Annotated in this window: 21 protein-coding genes and 2 tRNA genes; 6 read left to right on the forward strand and 17 right to left on the reverse strand. The window is 68.0% G+C overall.

What is annotated here, in order from left to right; all coding sequences use genetic code 11:
• Window position 1: 1 nt before the first annotated feature.
• The 14 genes from MWU52_RS07290 to MWU52_RS07355 form a co-directional block, all read right to left on the reverse strand.
• Entirely contained in the window at window positions 2-619 is a 618-nt protein-coding gene (locus MWU52_RS07290) for an urease subunit gamma (RefSeq protein ID WP_246950746.1), read from the reverse strand.
• A gap of 10 nt (window positions 620-629) precedes the next feature.
• Window positions 630-1346 (reverse strand): urease accessory protein UreD, encoded by a 717-nt coding sequence (locus MWU52_RS07295; RefSeq protein WP_246950747.1) that lies wholly within the window; start codon window positions 1344-1346, stop codon window positions 630-632.
• A 718-nt stretch (window positions 1347-2064) separates the two neighbouring features.
• Window positions 2065-2139, reverse strand: a tRNA-Phe gene (locus MWU52_RS07300).
• Window positions 2140-2282: 143 nt separating this feature from the next.
• Window positions 2283-2474, reverse strand: coding sequence for a DNA gyrase inhibitor YacG (yacG, locus tag MWU52_RS07305; protein WP_246950748.1), 192 nt, complete (start codon window positions 2472-2474; stop codon window positions 2283-2285).
• The gene (locus MWU52_RS07310; RefSeq protein ID WP_246950749.1) at window positions 2471-3472 is read right to left on the reverse strand and encodes a ribonuclease E/G; all 1002 of its coding nucleotides are present in this window, start codon (window positions 3470-3472) and stop codon (window positions 2471-2473) included. The genes yacG and MWU52_RS07310 overlap by 4 nt, the downstream gene beginning before the upstream one ends.
• The gene (locus MWU52_RS07315) at window positions 3469-4059 is read right to left on the reverse strand and encodes a nucleoside triphosphate pyrophosphatase (protein WP_246950750.1); all 591 of its coding nucleotides are present in this window, start codon (window positions 4057-4059) and stop codon (window positions 3469-3471) included. Before MWU52_RS07315 ends, MWU52_RS07310 begins: the two co-directional genes overlap by 4 nt.
• Window position 4060: 1 nt before the next feature.
• Window positions 4061-4279, reverse strand: coding sequence for a translation initiation factor IF-1 (infA, locus tag MWU52_RS07320; protein WP_055681185.1), 219 nt, complete (start codon window positions 4277-4279; stop codon window positions 4061-4063).
• 526 nt (window positions 4280-4805) lie between these two features.
• Window positions 4806-5243 (reverse strand): low molecular weight phosphatase family protein, encoded by a 438-nt coding sequence (locus MWU52_RS07325; protein WP_348645497.1) that lies wholly within the window; start codon window positions 5241-5243, stop codon window positions 4806-4808.
• 4 nt (window positions 5244-5247) lie between these two features.
• Entirely contained in the window at window positions 5248-5718 is a 471-nt protein-coding gene (locus MWU52_RS07330) for a UPF0262 family protein (RefSeq protein WP_246950752.1), read from the reverse strand.
• A gap of 75 nt (window positions 5719-5793) precedes the next feature.
• Entirely contained in the window at window positions 5794-7095 is a 1302-nt protein-coding gene (gene hisD, locus MWU52_RS07335; RefSeq protein WP_246950754.1) for a histidinol dehydrogenase, read from the reverse strand.
• A gap of 33 nt (window positions 7096-7128) precedes the next feature.
• Window positions 7129-7638, reverse strand: coding sequence for a GNAT family N-acetyltransferase (locus MWU52_RS07340; RefSeq protein WP_246950757.1), 510 nt, complete (start codon window positions 7636-7638; stop codon window positions 7129-7131).
• A complete protein-coding gene (locus tag MWU52_RS07345; RefSeq protein ID WP_246950758.1) occupies window positions 7635-8102 on the reverse strand; it encodes a DUF2948 family protein in 468 nt (155 codons plus the stop codon). The genes MWU52_RS07340 and MWU52_RS07345 overlap by 4 nt, the downstream gene beginning before the upstream one ends.
• Window positions 8095-9369, reverse strand: a complete 1275-nt coding sequence (gene murA / locus MWU52_RS07350) for a UDP-N-acetylglucosamine 1-carboxyvinyltransferase (protein ID WP_246950760.1) — start codon at window positions 9367-9369, stop codon at window positions 8095-8097. Before murA ends, MWU52_RS07345 begins: the two co-directional genes overlap by 8 nt.
• Window positions 9362-9517, reverse strand: a complete 156-nt coding sequence (locus MWU52_RS07355; protein WP_246950761.1) for a hypothetical protein — start codon at window positions 9515-9517, stop codon at window positions 9362-9364. Before MWU52_RS07355 ends, murA begins: the two co-directional genes overlap by 8 nt.
• A 116-nt stretch (window positions 9518-9633) precedes the next feature.
• On the opposite strand from MWU52_RS07355, the gene MWU52_RS07360 reads away from it, so the two are divergent.
• Window positions 9634-9708, forward strand: a tRNA-Thr gene (locus MWU52_RS07360).
• Here MWU52_RS07360 and MWU52_RS07365 read toward each other — a convergent pair.
• Entirely contained in the window at window positions 9687-10856 is a 1170-nt protein-coding gene (locus tag MWU52_RS07365; RefSeq protein WP_246952799.1) for an FAD-dependent monooxygenase, read from the reverse strand. The two genes, MWU52_RS07360 and MWU52_RS07365, sit on opposite strands and share 22 nt — an antisense overlap.
• Window positions 10843-11265, reverse strand: a complete 423-nt coding sequence (dksA, locus tag MWU52_RS07370) for an RNA polymerase-binding protein DksA (protein ID WP_246950762.1) — start codon at window positions 11263-11265, stop codon at window positions 10843-10845. Before dksA ends, MWU52_RS07365 begins: the two co-directional genes overlap by 14 nt.
• Before the next feature lie 185 nt (window positions 11266-11450).
• Here dksA and MWU52_RS07375 point away from each other — a divergent pair, with 185 nt between their 5' ends.
• The 5 genes from MWU52_RS07375 to MWU52_RS07395 all read left to right on the forward strand — a co-directional run bounded on the left by MWU52_RS07375 (window position 11451) and on the right by MWU52_RS07395 (window position 15575).
• On the forward strand, window positions 11451-12290 hold the full coding sequence (locus MWU52_RS07375; protein WP_246950763.1) for a MoxR family ATPase: 840 nt from the start codon (window positions 11451-11453) through the stop codon (window positions 12288-12290).
• A gap of 95 nt (window positions 12291-12385) precedes the next feature.
• Complete coding sequence (locus MWU52_RS07380; RefSeq protein ID WP_246950764.1) at window positions 12386-12841, forward strand: GNAT family N-acetyltransferase; 456 nt, start codon at window positions 12386-12388, stop codon at window positions 12839-12841.
• Entirely contained in the window at window positions 12841-14217 is a 1377-nt protein-coding gene (locus tag MWU52_RS07385; protein ID WP_246950766.1) for a DUF2927 domain-containing protein, read from the forward strand. The genes MWU52_RS07380 and MWU52_RS07385 overlap by 1 nt, the downstream gene beginning before the upstream one ends.
• 11 nt (window positions 14218-14228) lie before the next feature.
• Window positions 14229-14390, forward strand: coding sequence for an apolipoprotein acyltransferase (locus MWU52_RS07390; RefSeq protein ID WP_246950767.1), 162 nt, complete (start codon window positions 14229-14231; stop codon window positions 14388-14390).
• The gene (locus tag MWU52_RS07395) at window positions 14391-15575 is read left to right on the forward strand and encodes a VWA domain-containing protein (protein WP_246950769.1); all 1185 of its coding nucleotides are present in this window, start codon (window positions 14391-14393) and stop codon (window positions 15573-15575) included.
• Here the strand turns inward: MWU52_RS07395 and MWU52_RS07400 are convergent.
• A complete protein-coding gene (locus MWU52_RS07400) occupies window positions 15572-16114 on the reverse strand; it encodes a YetF domain-containing protein (RefSeq protein ID WP_246950771.1) in 543 nt (180 codons plus the stop codon). The two genes, MWU52_RS07395 and MWU52_RS07400, sit on opposite strands and share 4 nt — an antisense overlap.
• Between the last annotated feature and the right edge of the window lie 47 nt (window positions 16115-16161).

Raw genomic sequence — 16161 nt, forward strand, 5'->3', positions numbered from 1 at the left:
CTCAAAGATCCCCCATCACGGCGCCATCGAAGCCCACCGCCCGTCGCGCGCCCCCGAACGGGATCAGCGAGACTTCGCGTCGCTGGCCGGGCTCGAAGCGGACCGCGGTGCCCGGCGCGATATCAAGCCGCAGACCATGCGCCGCCGCCCGATCGAAATCGAGCGCGGCGTTCGCCTCGGCGAAATGGTAATGGCTTCCGACCTGCACCGGTCGGTCGCCCGTATTCGCCACTTCCAGGGTGGTCGCCTCGCGGCCCTCGTTCAGGATGATCTCGCCTTCGGACGCTTCGACGGCGCCGGGCGCCGGGCTTGCGGCGCCGCGGATCGGCGCGTGTACCGTCACGAGCTTGGTGCCGTCCGGGAACGTCGCCTCGACCTGAACGTCATGGATCATCTCGGCGACCCCCCCCATCACCTGATCCACCCCGACCACCTGTGCCCCAGCCTGCATCAGATCGGCCACCGACCGGCCGTCCCGCGCGCCTTCGACCACGAAATCGGTGATCAGGGCGACCGCTTCGGGATGATTGAGCCGCACGCCGCGCTCCAGCCGCCGCCGAGCGACCGTGGCGGCCATCGCGATCAGCAGTTTATCTTTCTCTCGCGGGGTCAGGTGCATGGAGGACCTTTCAAAGAAGCCAGACGCGGGGAACGGGGACGAGCGTGCGCAGAAGGGGTATCAGGATGCGCCGCAGCGACAGGCCATCGAGGGCCAGAACACGCGCAAGGACCTTGCCGTCCCATGCGGCCGCGCCTGCAAGCGAACCGGCCGGCGCAAGCGCGCGGCGCATGTCGCTCAGACGAGCTGCGGCATCGGGCGCGACGACCATGACAGTCGCGAGGGCACCGGCCCCGTTCAGCAGCGCGGCGCCGGCAAGGGCCTCCGGCGGCCCGAGGCGCAGTTCTTCCGCATGGATCAGCACACCGCCGCGACGGACGCGCCATTGTTCGGCAACATCCAACCTGCGGAGGCGTTCGCCCATGGCCGCGCGACCGAGAATCACAGACTCGCACAAGATCAACGTGGCCGATGGATCGACGTCGACCTCGATCCGGCGACGCAGGCGCGCGCCGTCATACGCGATCGTTTCCTGCGGCAGCCACGCCAGATGCGCGTCCGGTTTTGCCTCTAGCGCGACGTCCAGATGCGCGGGTCCACCCGGCGCGCGGTAGAGCCGTTCGCAGGCCTGCGTGGTGACGTTCAACTCGGCCCCCGCGCCCGCCTCGGCCGAAATCTCCAACCGATCGCCCGACGTGATGCCGCCCGACGTGTTCACGATCACCGCTTCGACCCGGTTGCGCGGCATCAGCGCCTTGAGGCAGCCCGATTGACCGAGTTCGGCCAATCGGCTCGCCCCTCCGTTCGAAGTCGTCGCGATCCGAAGGCGTCCCCGCGATCGAGGTGGTGTAGGAAGGTCGAGTGCGTTCAGGGGTCCGGCTCCATTGCGCATGTCCAAGGATCAACTTGCCTGCCGGCCCGCCTGCGCAGAAGGGCCAGGCGTCGAGTGAAGCCGCCCGGACGTCGTTCGGCCCCCAAACCCGAAGGGTTGCCCAACAAACGGGCAGCTCAGCCCGGATCTTGTGCGCAAGGTTCATGAGGGAAAGGGCTCGCAACGCTGCTGAATATGTCGGAGACACGTCGTGATTGCAGTCAAGACCAGGACGTTCCGCCTCCAACCTGCTTACGACGAACATCACATCCCGGGCGGATGTTTCGCAAATCGTCGACCCCCTGCGGATGCCTGAGGTTGCAGATGCCTCGGCCGGCTTCCAGGCCAAGCCTGGGCTGGACCGGATGAGCTACGATACGAATGATCTTCAAGAGTTTGGGGCCTCAATCTCTGCGATGTCGCGGTCTGCCGCTTGCACTCGTGGCGGTAGTCTACTCGCCAAGTTTTCGTGCCCGCGAGCGAGATATAGAGATACAGCCCAGCGCGCACGTCTTGCTGCCGGCGCCATGGACTTGATGCGGGACGTGAGGATCGGGCAATAGTGTCCACTCACCGCCCAGGCGGTGGACACATTGGCCCATAAGCCCTGTGCTATCGGCAGTATTTTTTGGAGTGGTGCCCGGGGGCGGAATCGAACCACCGACACGAGGATTTTCAATCCACTGCTCTACCCCTGAGCTACCCAGGCACCGGGCTTGCGGGGGTATCCCACCGCAGGGTGCGCACCGTCTAGGACAGGGTCGTTTCGGTGTCCAGACCGTTTTGAGGCGAAACACGCGCCCCCTTGCGGATGGCACTGCGCCGGCGGACCACCCGGGAACATGCGTGGCCTCAATGCGGGCGCGTGCCGTCCGGGGGCGCGTCCTCCAAGGCGTCCAGCGCCTCCTCGGCGTCGTCGGGATCGGTGGACGGAACCGCATAGGCGCCGTTCAGCCAGCGGCCCAGATCGACATCCGCGCAGCGTCGCGAACAGAACGGGCGATAGACCGCGACGGTCGGTTTTTCGCAGATCGGGCAGGTCACAAAAGTTCCTCCAACGGGCGGCGTTCGCGCCGGCGGGTCAACTCGAAATGCCCAAGCGGGGTCCACCCGATCAGCGACGTCTCGACCGGATCGGACCTGAACGCGCCGCGCAGGGCGCTCTCGAAGGTCTTGCGATCCTTCTTGGGCATGGGCGCGAGGTCCAGCACGATCTGCCCGCCGAGGCCGCGCAGACGCAGTTGGCGCGGGATTTCCCGCGCCAGCGACAGGTTCGCCTTCAAACCGCCGGCCCCGCCCTCGGCCGTGTTGACGTCGACGGCGACAAGTGCGCGGGTCAGCTCGATATGGAAGGTCGCGGGGCCGACATTCACGTCCGACCGGCGCAGTGCCTCGATCTGGTGGGCGACCGCGTCCCAATCGTCGGAAGCCTCCCCGTCCCAGTCGCGCCAGGCCAGTCCATGCGCGTCCGGCCCATCGAGCAGGCGTTCGGCGTCCCGCCCGTCATCCGACAGGACCTGCTGCGCCAGGTCCCAAGTCGCGGTCAGATCGTCGATCAGCGCCTCCGCTTCGATCCCTTCGCAAGCGGTGCGCAAGATGATCCCCGTGCCATCGCGCTCCGGCACGGTCTCGTTCGCGATCTCCAGCAGGCGGTCGCGTTCGTCGTCATCGGTCAGGCTGCGCGCGACATTCAGGCCGGGCGCGCCCGGCGTGACGATGCAGTAGCGCGACTTAAACAGGACGCGGTCGGTGACCGGCACGGCCTTGCCGTCCTCGGCATGTCCGCTCACCTGCACCAGCAGCGCCTGACCCGGGGCCAGCCCCTTCGCGTTCCGATGCCAGCCGGTCAGACCGTCGCCCAGACGCACGAACATGCCCCCCTGCCCCTTCACGGGGCGGTCGCAGATCGCGCGGAACACGGTGCCGGGCACGGGGCGATCGTCGGCCGCGTCGATCAGCAGGTCGTCAAGCCGCCCGTCGACCATCCTCGCGGCGGCGGACCGGCCGTCGTGATAACCCAGGATGACCTGCATGCCCTTCATCGCCAAACCTCCAGTCCCGCCGCCTGCAGCAGGTTGGCGGTCTCATGCACCGGCAGGCCCATAACGCCGGTATAGCTGCCCTCGATCCAGGAGACGAACGCGCCCGCCGGCCCCTGGATGGCATAGGCGCCGGCCTTGCCCTGCCAGTCGCCGGTGGCGAGGTAGCCGTCGATCTCCAGATCCGACAACCGCTTGATCTTGACCGAGGTCACGCTGGTGCGCGTCCAGCTCCGCTCGCCGCGCCGCACGCCGATGGCGGTCACGACCTTGTGCCGCCGTCCCGAGATCAGGCGCAGGAACCGTGCCGCCTGCTCCGCATCCTCGGCCTTGCCCAGGATGCGGCGGCCGACGGCGACGGTGGTGTCGGCGCAGAGAACGATGTCGTCGGGATCGGCCTGAATAGCGGCCAGCTTGGCCGCGGTGATGCGCTCGCAATAGGCTCGCGGGAGTTCGTCCGGCCTCGGCGTCTCGTCGATATCGGGCGGGCGCACCGCGTCCGGGGCGAGCCTGAGCTGGCCCAGCAGGTCCGACCGGCGGGGCGATCCCGACCCGAGGATCAGGCGCGGACCTCCCTCGGTTCCGGCCACCTTACTTGAAGCGATAGTTGATGCGGCCCTTCGACAGGTCGTAGGGCGTCATCTCCACCTGCACCTTGTCGCCGGCAAGGACGCGAATGCGGTTCTTCCGCATCTTTCCCGCCGTGTGCGCGATGATCTCATGGCCGTTCTCGAGTTCGACCCGGAATGTCGCGTTCGGCAGGAGTTCCTTCACGACGCCGGGGAATTCGAGCATCTCTTCCTTGGCCATGGTCTCTCCTGATACGTCGCCTTGCGGCGGGATGCGGCTAGATGGGGCAGATCGCGGAATTATTCAAGGGTCAAGGTCGCGCACACGGTCCCGGATCTGCCAGAACATCCAAACCCGACGGATCACGGCCGCGCGGACGCTCCCCATCCGCCCGGCGACCTTCGCCGCGCGCAGCCCCGACATCCGCCTTTCGCGAGAGACGATCGGGCGAAGTCGCCTGTTTCTGCCCCAGGCATCCGGGGCCCGAAGGACTGTGCCATTCATCGACACATCGTCCCGTTATCGACAGGTCGGCAGCCCCAACGCGTTGATACTCGAATGTCTTTGGCCTGCCGCACCAGGGAATTATTCGGCCCGAACCCTTCCTTGCAAGCAGGGATGCGCTCGGACAGTTCTTTCCACGGCAATACTGCCGCCACGGCTCCACGAAGGCCTCGTCATCCGTCGCGCCTGGCGCGCGGCCGATCGCAGACAACTCCGTCGAACTCTGTCGGTCGAGAGGGGTCCGGAACCCCCTTCAGGCCGCTCACTCGAATCGCTCCTCCAGCCGCGACGCGATCTGGTCGCGCGTCTGGCGATAGCTGCGCAACTTTTCCTCCCGCGTCTCGCCCAGCCCGGTCGGGTCCATGATCGGCCAGTACTCCACCTCGATATGGGCATGCCGTGCCAGTTCCTGCGCCATCCGTTGCGACGCGGGCGACAGGGCCACGATCAGATCGAACCCCTCCAGGTCATCGCCCCATTCACGCATCTCGTCGAAGCTGCGTGTCCGGTGGCGCGACAGCTCCACGCCGATCTCGCCGCAGACCGCGATGGCGAAACCGTCGATCTCCAGATCGTTGCGGACGCCTGCCGATTGAACATAGATGGCATGACCGTGCATCTTCTTCATAAGTCCCTCGGCCATGGGGGATCGGACGGCATTGTGGTCGCAGCAGAACAACACCGATTGCGGCGCCCCCACCCCGTCAGCCCCCGAAATGAAGGACGCAGATCAGGGTGAACAAGCGGCGCGAGGTATCCGTGTCGATCTCGGCCTTGCCTTCCAGCCGCTCCTGCAGGATGCGCGCGCCCTCGTTGTGGATGCCGCGGCGCGCCATGTCGATCGCCTCGATCTGGCTGGGCGGCAGCTTCTTGACGGCATCGAAATAGGCTTCGCAGATCTGCCAATAGTCCTTGACCACCTGCCGGAACGGCCCGAGCGACAGGTGAAACTCCCCCGCCTTCTCCGACTCGGTCGACAGATCGAAGACGAGCCGCCGCTCCCGTATGGCAAGGCTGAGGTCGTAGGGCCCGTCGGGCGCGCCCTCAGCGGCGAGCGCGAAGCTGTTCTCCTCGAGCAGGTCGAAGATCGCGACGGCCCGCTCCTGCGCGATCTCCGGCGTGGGGGTCGGAAGGTTGGCGTCGTCGATATGGATGTTGGCGATGCGGGCGGTCATGGCGGCAACGTGCTGTGCGGCGGCGGCGGTGACAAGTGCGCCATGGCGGGAATCTGTGGGATGCGGCGGTTCGGACTAGGAATTCAGCCGATCCAGCCGCGCCTGTACCGAAACGCCATGCGCCTGAAGCGATTCCGATCCGGCGAGGCGCACGGCGGCCGGCCCGATGGCGGCGAGGCTCTCGGGCGTCATCCGCGCCATCGTCGTGCGCTTCAGGAAATCCAGAACCGACAGCCCCGACGAGAAACGCGCCGACCGCGCCGTGGGCAGGACATGGTTCGGACCGCCGACATAGTCGCCGATCGCCTCGGGCGTCCACTGGCCCAGGAAGATCGCGCCGGCATGGGTGATACTGGCGGCCAGCGCGTCCGGGTCAGCCACGGCCAGCTCCAGGTGTTCGGGCGCGATCCGGTTCGACAGCGCCGCTGCCTCGTCAAGGTCGCGGACCGTGACGACGGCGCCGAAATCGCGCCAACTGACCCCCGCGATGGCCCGACGCTCTAACGTCTCCAGCCGTCGCTCCACCGCATCGGCCACGGCCCGCCCGAATGCCGCGTCGTCGGTCAGCAGGATCGACTGCGCGCTCTCGTCGTGTTCCGCCTGGCTCAGCAGGTCCACGGCGATCCAATCCGGGTCGTTGTCGCCATCCGCGACTATCAGGATCTCGGACGGGCCCGCGATCATGTCGATGCCCACCCGACCGAAGACCCGGCGCTTGGCGGCGGCAACATAGGCGTTTCCTGGACCGGTGATCTTGTCGACGGGGGCGATGGTACCGGTTCCGTAGGCCATTGCGGCCACGGCCTGCGCGCCGCCGATGCGATAGATCTCCGAGACGCCCGCGATCCGCGCGGCCAGCAGGACGAGCGGGTTCAGCACGCCATCCGGCGTCGGCACGCACATCACCAGCCGCCCAACTCCGGCCACGCGGGCCGGGATCGCGTTCATCAGCACCGATGACGGGTAGGAGGCAAGCCCGCCGGGCACATAAAGCCCCGCCGCGTCGACCGGCCCCCAGCGCCAGCCCAGCGTGGCCCCGGTGTCATCGGTCCAGGACGCATCCTCGGGCATCTGGCGTTCGTGATAGGTACGGATGCGGTCGGCCGCGAGTTCGAGCGCCGCACGGTCGTCGGCCGACACCTGCGCCACGGCCGCGTCGACCTCGGCGAAAGCGATGCGCATGCGATCGGGCGTCAGCGGCATCCGGTCGAACCGCTCCGTCAATTCGCAGACCGCCACATCGCCGCGCGCGCGGACGTCGGCTATGATCGCGGCGACCGCGTCATCCACGTCGGGCGCATCCTCGCGCTTCATGGTCAGAAGCCGGGCGAAGGCCGCGTCGAACCCGGCATCGGAGGTGTCGAGGAATTGGGGCATCGGGCGTCTCCGCGGCGGCGTATCGGGGCCTGACTAGACGGGCGGGGTCGCGGCCTCAAGGCGCAGGGCCATGGCAATGTCGTCCTCGGATCGCCCGTCGATGCGCACGGCATCGACCCGCACGCCGCATTCGACGAAACCATGGCGCGCGTAGAAGGCGCGCGCCCGACCGTTCGACGCCGCGACCCAGAGGTCGATCCAGTCCGCGCCCTGCCCTCGTGCCACGCCAACAAGACCTGACAGAAACCGATCCGCCGCCCCCGTGCCCTGCGCCTCCGGGATCACGTAAAACGGGCCGAGCGACGCGCGATGGCGCATGCGGCACAGATCCGAGATGCGTAGACCCGCGATGCCGATCATCCGCGCGCCGTCGAACAGGCCGAAAACCGACCCGCTGTCCATCGCCGCGTCGATCCTGCCCGCCGACATCGCCGCCACTTCGGCAGACGACATCAGAAAGGCCCACGGATAGCGCGCCGTGCCTTCGGTCAGCAATGCATGCCATGTGGCGCCATCCGCCCGCGACAGCACACGGACCTTCATTCGGGGTGCGAGGGCGCCTTGCCCGACGGGGGCGCATAGGGCGCGGTCACATCGCGCAACCTCAGGTCGAGGCAGTCGCAGGCCACCTCCACCACGCCGTCCCCGGCGAAGGTCAGACGCAGGCACCCGTCGGCATCCGCTCCCGCCTCCCACTCCAACGTCAGCAGCGACAGCACCGTGTCGGCATCGCCCGGCACCACGCCCTGTCCGCGCACGTGCGTCACGTCACTGGCCGTCAGCACCGTCTGCACGCGTTCGGGCGTGCGCGTGCCATGCTCCCACCGAAAGCGGTTGACCAACATCGCAAAACGGCGCGCGCCCTTCTGCCACGTCATCTCCGAGGCGGGCAGCACGGCGTCCTGCACCAGGGCTGCGACCACCTGCAGATCGTCGGCATCCGTCGCCCAAAGGCGCAGGGGCCCCGCGTCGGCATCGTGAAAGCGCGCGTCCTTCGGTTCAGCCATCGTCCTTCACCCGTTCGATATTCGCGCCCACGCCGCGCAGCTTGGCAACCACGTGTTCGTAGCCGCGGTCCAGATGATAGACCCGGCTGACGCGCGTCTCCCCCTCGGCGGCCAGGCCGGCCAGGATCAGGCTGACGCTCGCACGCAGGTCCGTCGCCATGACCGGCGCGCCCTTCAACCGCTCGACCCCCTCGACGGTTGCATGCCCGCCATGAACGTCGATCTTCGCCCCCATGCGGATCAGTTCGGGGGCGTGCATGAACCGGTTCTCGAAGATCTTTTCCTCCAGCACGCTGGTCCCCTGCGCCGTGCAGAGCAGCGCCATCATCTGCGCCTGCAGGTCGGTGGGAAAGCCGGGAAACGGTTCGGTCTCGACGTCCACGGCCTTCATCGGTCCGTTCGCGCGCTTGACGGTCAGGCCATCCGCCGAATCCGTCACTTCGGCGCCCGCGCGTTCGATCTTGTCGCAGAACGCGGCCAGCAGGTCGCGCCGCCCGCCGGCCAGCGTGACTTCGCCGCCCGCGATCAGGGGCGCCAGCATGTACGTGCCAAGCTCGATCCGGTCGGTCACGACCCGATGCGTCGCCCCGTGCAGGCGGTCGACGCCCTGGATCTCGATCGTGTCCGTCCCTTCGCCGGAAATCTGCGCGCCCATGGCCCCGAGGCACTTGGCAAGATCAACGATTTCGGGTTCTTGCGCGGCGTTCTTCAAGCGCGTCGTGCCCTTGGCCAGGGTCGCCGCCATCAGCGCGTTCTCGGTCGCGCCGACGGAGACGAACGGAAACTCGACATCGCCCCCGCGCAGGCCGCCGGACGGCGTCGACGCGTGGACATAGCCGTCGCGCAGTTCCAGCTCCGCGCCCATGGCTTCCAGCGCGCGAAGATGCAGGTCGACCGGCCGCGCGCCGATGGCGCAGCCCCCGGGCAGCGACACGACCGCGTGGCCCAGCCGCGCCAGCAACGGCCCCAGCACAAGGATCGAGGCGCGCATCTTGCGGACGATGTCGTAATCTGCCCGGTCGCCGTTCAGGTCGTGGCTCGACATCGCCAGGACCAGCCCGTCCGACAGCGCGCTGACCTCTGCGCCCAGCGACTGCAACAGCGTCGTCATGGTCCGGATGTCCGACAGGCGGGGGGCGTTGGTCAGCGTCAGCGGCTCCTCGGACAACAGTGTCGCGGGCATCAGCGTGAGACAGGCATTCTTGGCGCCCGCGATCGGAATCGTGCCGTGCAACGCGCCGCCGCCGGTGACGATGATGCTATCCATTGTCGTTCCTCTTCTGCTCGTCCGGAGCGGAATCCGCGGTCGCCTCCTCGGCCTCGCGACCCCGCTTCTGCGCTTTGCGCCGGGCCATGTTGGCCTTCAGCGCGGCCTTCAGCCGATCCTCGCGGGTGGGTTTCGCGCCCTTGGCCATGTCCGCCCCTATTGCCTTGGGCTCACATAGCCAAACGGTCCGCGAGGGTCCAGCGGGGCGCGAGCAAAGGGGGTTGCGGCACCCGGCGGATCGGTCTAATCGGCGCCCGTCGGTACGCTGCTGTAGCTCAGAGGTAGAGCACTCCCTTGGTAAGGGAGAGGTCGAGAGTTCAATTCTCTCCAGCAGCACCACTTTCCCCAGCCCGATCCCCCCGCCGCGCATCGCCATGGGTGACGTCATGATCGTAGAGCCAGGCATAGCCCCTCAGGGGCGCGGCCGGGGCGATGCGGTGGGCGATGCGCAACGCCGCATGCGCGATCCGACGCCGGGGACCCGTCAGGTGATAGTTCGCCGCATTCCGCTGCGCCGCGCGCAGGGCCCGCGCGACACGGGGGCGGCGCCGGGCTTCCCACGCCGCCGGTCGGTCCAGCATCGCCGCGAGGGTCCAGCCGTCCTCCAGCGCGAGATTGGCGCCCTGGGCCAGGAACGGCAGCGTCGGATGCGCGGCATCGCCGATCAACGTACAGACGCCGCGCGACCAGGCCGGTGTGGCGCCGTGATCCATCAGCCCCCAGAGGTGCACGTCTTCCACCCGGTCCAGGATCCCCCGCACCGGACGGGCGAACCCCGCGAACGCCCGGCGCAGCGCCGCGGGGTCGTCACGATGCGACCATCCTTCCGCGGCCCAGGCCGCCCGCTCCTCGACCGCGACGATGTTTAGGCTCCGCCCGTCGCGCAGCGGATAGCAGACCAGGTGGCGTCCAGGGCCGACATGCACCTGCGCCTCGCCAGGCCAGGCGTCGACGGGGACAATGGCGCGCCAAGCGACCTGTCCGGTGTATCGCGGCTGATGGCCCGGCGCGACGAACCGACGCGCCGCCCCGCGCACCCCGTCGGCGCCGACGACACGGCGGGCGGCAATCGATGTGCCGTCCGCCAGCATCAGGGCGCGCCCGTCGTCCCGCAATGCGACAACCTGCGTGTTCAGGTGAATGTCGACCCCCGCCGCGCGTGCCCTATTGGCGAGGGCATCGATCAGGTCGGCGCGATGGATCAGGCGAAATTCGTCGCCCAGCGGCATCCGGATTAACGTGCGGCCCGTCGGACCGTCGATCAGGTGGACCGCGCGATTATCGATGGCCGGAGGATCGACCCCCAGGGCGTCGAGAACCCGCCCGCCATTCGGCGCGATCTGCAGGCCGGCGCCGACCTCGGTCAACGCGGGGGCCTGTTCGAGCAACGTGACGGCAAGGCCGGACCGGACGCAGGCAATGGCGCAGGCGAGGCCCGCGACACCGCCACCAAGGACCGTGACGTCGGCCGCGTCAGTCGTCGCGATGAACCTTCTCGCGCCGCTCGTGCCGCTCCTGCGCCTCGACGGTCATCGTGGCGATCGGACGCGCATCCAGCCGCTTGAGAGAGATCGGCTCGCCGGTTTTCTCGCAATAGCCGTATTCGCCGTCGTCGATCCGGCGCAACGCGGAGTCGATCTTGGAGATCAGCTTGCGCTGGCGATCGCGGGTCCGCAGCTCCAGCGCGCGATCCGTCTCCTCGGAGGCGCGATCGGCGATGTCGGGAATGCTGCGGGCCGCATCCTGCAGCCCCTCGATCGTCCGCTCGGTCTCGTCCATCAGGTCGTTCTTCCAGGTCAAGAGTTTGCGCCGGAAGTACTCCACCTGGCGTTCGTTCATGAACGGCTCGTCTTCGGCGGGGGTATAGTCGTTCGGAAGAAAGGTCTCGGCTTTCATTGTCACTCCCTCGGGCCGGCCTTGTTGTGCAGGGCGGATTCGTCTGAGGAACCCTTTTGGCCGACGTCTCTGTGCCGGCGCTTACATCACGTCAGGCGCCTTGTCACGCCCGACAGGCCATTGGTTGCGCTACCGCGAACGGCTGCTAGTTTGCGCGGCGGATTGGCCACGAAAGCGGGATGCGAATGCGGTTCGAAGGCACGAAGGACTATGTGGCGACAGCCGACCTGACGGTCGCGGTCAACGCGGCGATCACCCTGGAACGCCCCCTGCTGGTCAAGGGCGAACCGGGAACGGGCAAGACCGAACTGGCCCGGCAGGTCGCGGCCGCGCTGGACGTGACGATCCTGGAATGGTCGGTCAAGTCCACGACGCGCGCGCAGCAGGGGCTGTACGAATACGATGCCGTATCACGTCTGCGTGACAGCCAGTTGGGCGACGCGCGGGTGCACGACATCGGCAATTACATCCGGCGCGGCAAGCTCTGGCAGGCATTCGATGCCGACGAACGCGTGGTCCTGCTTATCGATGAGATCGACAAGGCCGATATCGAATTCCCCAACGACCTGCTGCAGGAACTCGACCGGATGGAGTTCCATGTCTACGAGACCGGCGAGACGATCCGCGCCCGGCACCGTCCGATCGTCATCATCACCTCGAACAACGAAAAGGAGCTGCCCGACGCGTTCCTGCGCCGCTGCTTCTTCCACTACATCAGCTTTCCCGACGAGGCGACGCTGCGCCGGATCGTGGAGGTCCACCATCCCGGCATCAAGCCTGCCCTCTTGACGACCGCGTTGTCGCAGTTCTTTGCGATCCGCGATCAGCGGGGCCTCAAGAAGAAGCCGTCGACCTCCGAGATGCTGGACTGGCTCAAATTGCTGCTGGCCGAGGATCTGTCGCCCGACGACCTGAATTCCGACGCGACGACGGCCCTGCCCCGCCTGCACGGCGCGCTGCTGAAGAACGAGGCCGACGTGCATCTGTTCGAGCGGCTGGCCTTCATGGCCCGCGGCGGACGCTGAACACGGGCGGCGCGAACGGGATCGGGCAGCGCCCCATTCGCGCCACATTGCCCGCCTAGCCTCACCCCAAAGCACGTAGATGCGGACGATCGGGCATGAACACGGACACAATCGAACTTCGGCCGATCGCGGCCGGCGATCGCGACGCATGGGGTACGCTCTGGTCGGCCTATCTCGATTTTTATCGGATCTCCCTGCCACCCGCCGTGCATGACACCGCCTTCGCGTCCCTTCTGTCGCGGGATCCGGCCAGTTTCGACGGCCGCCTGGCCTGGCGGGGGGACGAGGCGCTGGGCCTCGTGCATTGGGTCTTCCATCCGAATCTGTGGCGGCCCGAGGGCGTGTGCTACCTGCAAGATCTGTTCACCGTGCCCGCCGCCCGCGGTCGAGGCATTGCGCGCCGGCTGATCGAGGCCGTCTATGCCGCCGCCGACCGCCGCGGTGCCCCGCGCGTCTATTGGCTCACGCAGGAGTTCAACTACGCCGGCCGGATGCTCTATGACCGGATTGGACGGAAGACCGCGTTCATCCGCTACGACCGGCCCGTCTGATGCGCCGGACCCTCGCCGCCCTCACCCTCATGGCACTCGCGTCCTGCACGCCGTCGCACACCGCACCGCAGGCCGCACGCGCCAGCACCGCGGCTTCGGCCCAGACGCTTCCCGACATGCGGCGCTTCACGGGCCGCCCTGACGTTCCCGTTCCGCTCCAGCCGAACGGACAACTCGCCCGCGATTTCATGGCCCTGACGTTCCAGCTGGAGACGGGGCGCCAACTCGACACCTTCACCCGGTTCGAGGGGCCGATCACCGTCGCCGTCGAGATCGTCGGCGGCGGCCCCGTGCCGCCCACGCTGGAGCCGGATCTCGACGACCTTCTCGCCCGTCTGCGGGCGGAGGCGGGCATCGACATCACCCGCGCCGCCGAGGGCGAGCTCGGCTCGATCACCGTCAGCGCCCTGCCCCGCGCCATGTTGCAGCGGCACGTTCCGGGCGCAGCCTGTTTCGTCGTGCCCCGCGTCGCCGGGTGGAAGGAGTACCTGCGCCGCCGCTTCGGCCCCGAGATCGACTGGACCACCCTGACCACGCGCACCCGCGCCAGCGTGTTCCTTCCCACCGATGTCAGCCCGCAGGAGATCCGCGACTGCCTGCATGAGGAGGTGGCCCAGGCGCTGGGTCCGCTGAACGACCTGTATCGCCTGCCCCATTCCGTCTTCAACGACGACAACCTGCATGTCGTCCTGACCTCCTACGATATGACGATCCTGCGCGCGACGTATGACGATGCGCTGTCCTCCGGCATGACGCAGCAGCAGGTGGCAGACCGCCTGCCGGCGATCCTGGCGCGGGTCAATCCGCGCGGGCGGCGTGCCGATCGGGTCACGATCCCGGAATCGACCGCGAACTGGAACGCGGCGCTGCAGGGGGCGCTGAACCCCGGCGGGTCCGATACGGCACGGCTGGCCCATGCCAAGAACGCGGTGACGCTGGCACAAGCGGCCGGCTGGCGGGACGAGCGTCTGGCCTTTTCGCATCTGGCCCTCGGGCGGGCCGCGCTGCCGCTGGACGGCGACGTCGCGATCGCCGCCTTCCTGGAAGCCGGGGCCCTCTACGAGGGAAGCCTGGGGAATGGCCTGCAGACGGCGCAGGCGAGCCTTCAGATGGCGGCCTTCGCCCTGTCCTCGGGCCAGGCGGACGCGGCGCTGGCGTTTCTCGACCGGGCGATACCGGCGGCGGACGGGGCCCAGAACGCAGCACTGCTGGCCACGCTGCTGCTGCTGAGGGCCGAGGCGACGGCCCTGCAGGGCGCCGCGGCCGAGGCCGACCGCATCCGTCGCGTGGGGCTCGCGTGGGGCCGCTACGCCTGGGGCGACGGCGCGCTGGCGCTTCGCTCGGCCGAGGTTGCGGGCCTGCGCCCGGGCGCGTAAGTCCCGGATCCATGTTGCCGATCGTCACCGCACTCATCGGTGCCCTGCTGGGCGCCCTCACGGCCCGCCGGCGTCGCGGCAACGGGTTCGACATCGCGCAATGGGCGGCCGTCTGGGCGATTATGGGGGGGCTGATCGGCCTTCTCGCCCTGATCGTGCTGGCCCGGATCTAGATGTTCCTCACGTTCTTCGCGTCCCTGCGCGCGGCTGGGGTTCCGGTCACGCTGCGCGAGCATCTGACGTTCCTGGAAGGGATGTCCCGCAATCTCGTGACCTTCGACATCGAGGGCTTCTACTTCTTCGCCCGCACGGCGCTGGTGAAGGATGAGCGGCATATCGACAGGTTCGACCGCGCCTTCGCCGCCGCCTTCGACGGGCTGGAATCGGTGTCCGCCGAGGATGTACTGGATGCGGTCGACCTTCCGGCGGACTGGCTGCGCAAACAGGCCGAAAAGCACCTCAGCCCCGAGGAGCGCGCCGAGATCAAGGCGGCGGGCGGGTTCGACAAGTTGATGGAGACGCTGCGCGAACGCCTGCGCGAGCAGCAGGGCCGCCACCAGGGCGGGTCGAAATGGATCGGCACGGCCGGCACGTCCCCGTTCGGCGCCTACGGCTACAATCCCGAGGGGGTGCGCATCGGACAGGACCGAAGCCGGCACCAGCGGGCCGTCAAGGTCTGGGACAAGCGCGCGTTCCGCGACTACGATTCCGACGTCGAGCTGGGCACGCGCAACATCAAGGTAGCCCTGAAGCGACTGCGGGCCTGGGCGCGCGACGGCGCGGAGGAGGAGCTGGACCTGGACGGCACGATCCGATCGACGGCCAAGGCCGGCTATCTGGATGTCCGCACCCGCCCGGAACGCCGCAACGCCGTCAAGCTGCTGCTGTTTCTGGACGTGGGCGGCAGCATGGATCCGCATGTGAAGGTCGTGGAGGAGCTGTTCTCGGCCGCGCGGTCCGAGTTCCGCACGCTCGAGCATTTCTACTTTCACAACTGCCTCTACGAAGGCGTCTGGAAGGACAACCGTCGGCGCTGGGATGCGGTCCTGCCGACGCGCGAGGTGTTGAACACATACGGCGCCGATTACCGTTGCATCTTCGTCGGCGACGCCGCCATGTCGCCCTACGAGATTGCCTATGCCGGCGGCGCGAACGAGCACTGGAACGAGGAGGCCGGGCAGGTCTGGCTCGACCGCGCGCGCGCGCAATGGCCGCGCAACCTGTGGATCAATCCCCTGCCCCGCGCGCATTGGCGGCACACCCATTCCGTCGGCATGATCCGCGAGATATTCGAGGACCGGATGGTGCCCATGACGCTGGAAGGGCTGGCCAAGGGCATGCGCCTGCTGACGCGCTAGCCCTCCTCCGGCTCCAGCCGCGCCTGCTGGGCCTCACCGCTGGCCAGATTGCCCCGCCGCACCCCGTGCAGCAGGTCCTGCTGCAACGTCTCGCCATGCAGGACGGACACGTCGCCCGTGGTCTCCAGCACCACCGCGCGAACGTACGCCAGGTCCAGCACGTTCGCCTCACGCAGCTTGGCCGACAGTTCGGATCGCGTGATGCGCGCCGACGCCATGTTTCCCTCCAGCAGGCGTCCGTCGTGCATCAGCAGCAGCGGATCGTTGTCCGTCGCCTCTTGCACCGCGTCGATGCGCGAGCGGGCCAATCCGATGGCCCATTGGACCGCGAACAACGCGGCCATCGCGACCAACCCCTGCCAGAGCGGCGTGCCGGCGTTGAGCACGGTCCCCGCAAGCACCGACCCGAACGAGACCGTAACCGCGAAATCGTAGGACGACATCTTCGAGAACGACCGCAGACCCGCCAGCCGGACGCAGAGCACCATGAACGGCACCATCACCGCGGCGTCCACCAGCGGGGTCAACCAGTCGGGCATGTGTCTCCTCCTGTCATGGAGAAGACGTCGCGACGACAGGTCCTGTT

The sequence above is a fragment of the Jannaschia sp. S6380 genome (assembly GCF_023015695.1).
GTDB lineage: Bacteria > Pseudomonadota > Alphaproteobacteria > Rhodobacterales > Rhodobacteraceae > Jannaschia.

Excerpts from the sequence above, each read along its gene's own strand:
- MWU52_RS07385 (WP_246950766.1), top strand. The coding sequence starts at position 12,841 with ATGCGCCGGACCCTCGCCGCCCTCACCCTCATGGCACTCGCGTCCTGC.
- dksA (WP_246950762.1), bottom strand. The coding sequence starts at position 11,265 with ATGAAAGCCGAGACCTTTCTTCCGAACGACTATACCCCCGCCGAAGAC.
- murA (WP_246950760.1), bottom strand. The coding sequence starts at position 9,369 with ATGGATAGCATCATCGTCACCGGCGGCGGCGCGTTGCACGGCACGATT.
- MWU52_RS07390 (WP_246950767.1), top strand. The coding sequence starts at position 14,229 with ATGTTGCCGATCGTCACCGCACTCATCGGTGCCCTGCTGGGCGCCCTC.
- MWU52_RS07290 (WP_246950746.1), bottom strand. The coding sequence starts at position 619 with ATGCACCTGACCCCGCGAGAGAAAGATAAACTGCTGATCGCGATGGCC.
- hisD (WP_246950754.1), bottom strand. The coding sequence starts at position 7,095 with ATGCCCCAATTCCTCGACACCTCCGATGCCGGGTTCGACGCGGCCTTC.
- MWU52_RS07380 (WP_246950764.1), top strand. The coding sequence starts at position 12,386 with ATGAACACGGACACAATCGAACTTCGGCCGATCGCGGCCGGCGATCGC.
- infA (WP_055681185.1), bottom strand. The coding sequence starts at position 4,279 with ATGGCCAAGGAAGAGATGCTCGAATTCCCCGGCGTCGTGAAGGAACTC.
- MWU52_RS07395 (WP_246950769.1), top strand. The coding sequence starts at position 14,391 with ATGTTCCTCACGTTCTTCGCGTCCCTGCGCGCGGCTGGGGTTCCGGTC.
- MWU52_RS07310 (WP_246950749.1), bottom strand. The coding sequence starts at position 3,472 with ATGAAGGGCATGCAGGTCATCCTGGGTTATCACGACGGCCGGTCCGCC.
- MWU52_RS07330 (WP_246950752.1), bottom strand. The coding sequence starts at position 5,718 with ATGACCGCCCGCATCGCCAACATCCATATCGACGACGCCAACCTTCCG.
- MWU52_RS07345 (WP_246950758.1), bottom strand. The coding sequence starts at position 8,102 with ATGGCTGAACCGAAGGACGCGCGCTTTCACGATGCCGACGCGGGGCCC.
- MWU52_RS07340 (WP_246950757.1), bottom strand. The coding sequence starts at position 7,638 with ATGAAGGTCCGTGTGCTGTCGCGGGCGGATGGCGCCACATGGCATGCA.
- MWU52_RS07400 (WP_246950771.1), bottom strand. The coding sequence starts at position 16,114 with ATGCCCGACTGGTTGACCCCGCTGGTGGACGCCGCGGTGATGGTGCCG.
- MWU52_RS07355 (WP_246950761.1), bottom strand. The coding sequence starts at position 9,517 with ATGGCCAAGGGCGCGAAACCCACCCGCGAGGATCGGCTGAAGGCCGCG.
- MWU52_RS07375 (WP_246950763.1), top strand. The coding sequence starts at position 11,451 with ATGCGGTTCGAAGGCACGAAGGACTATGTGGCGACAGCCGACCTGACG.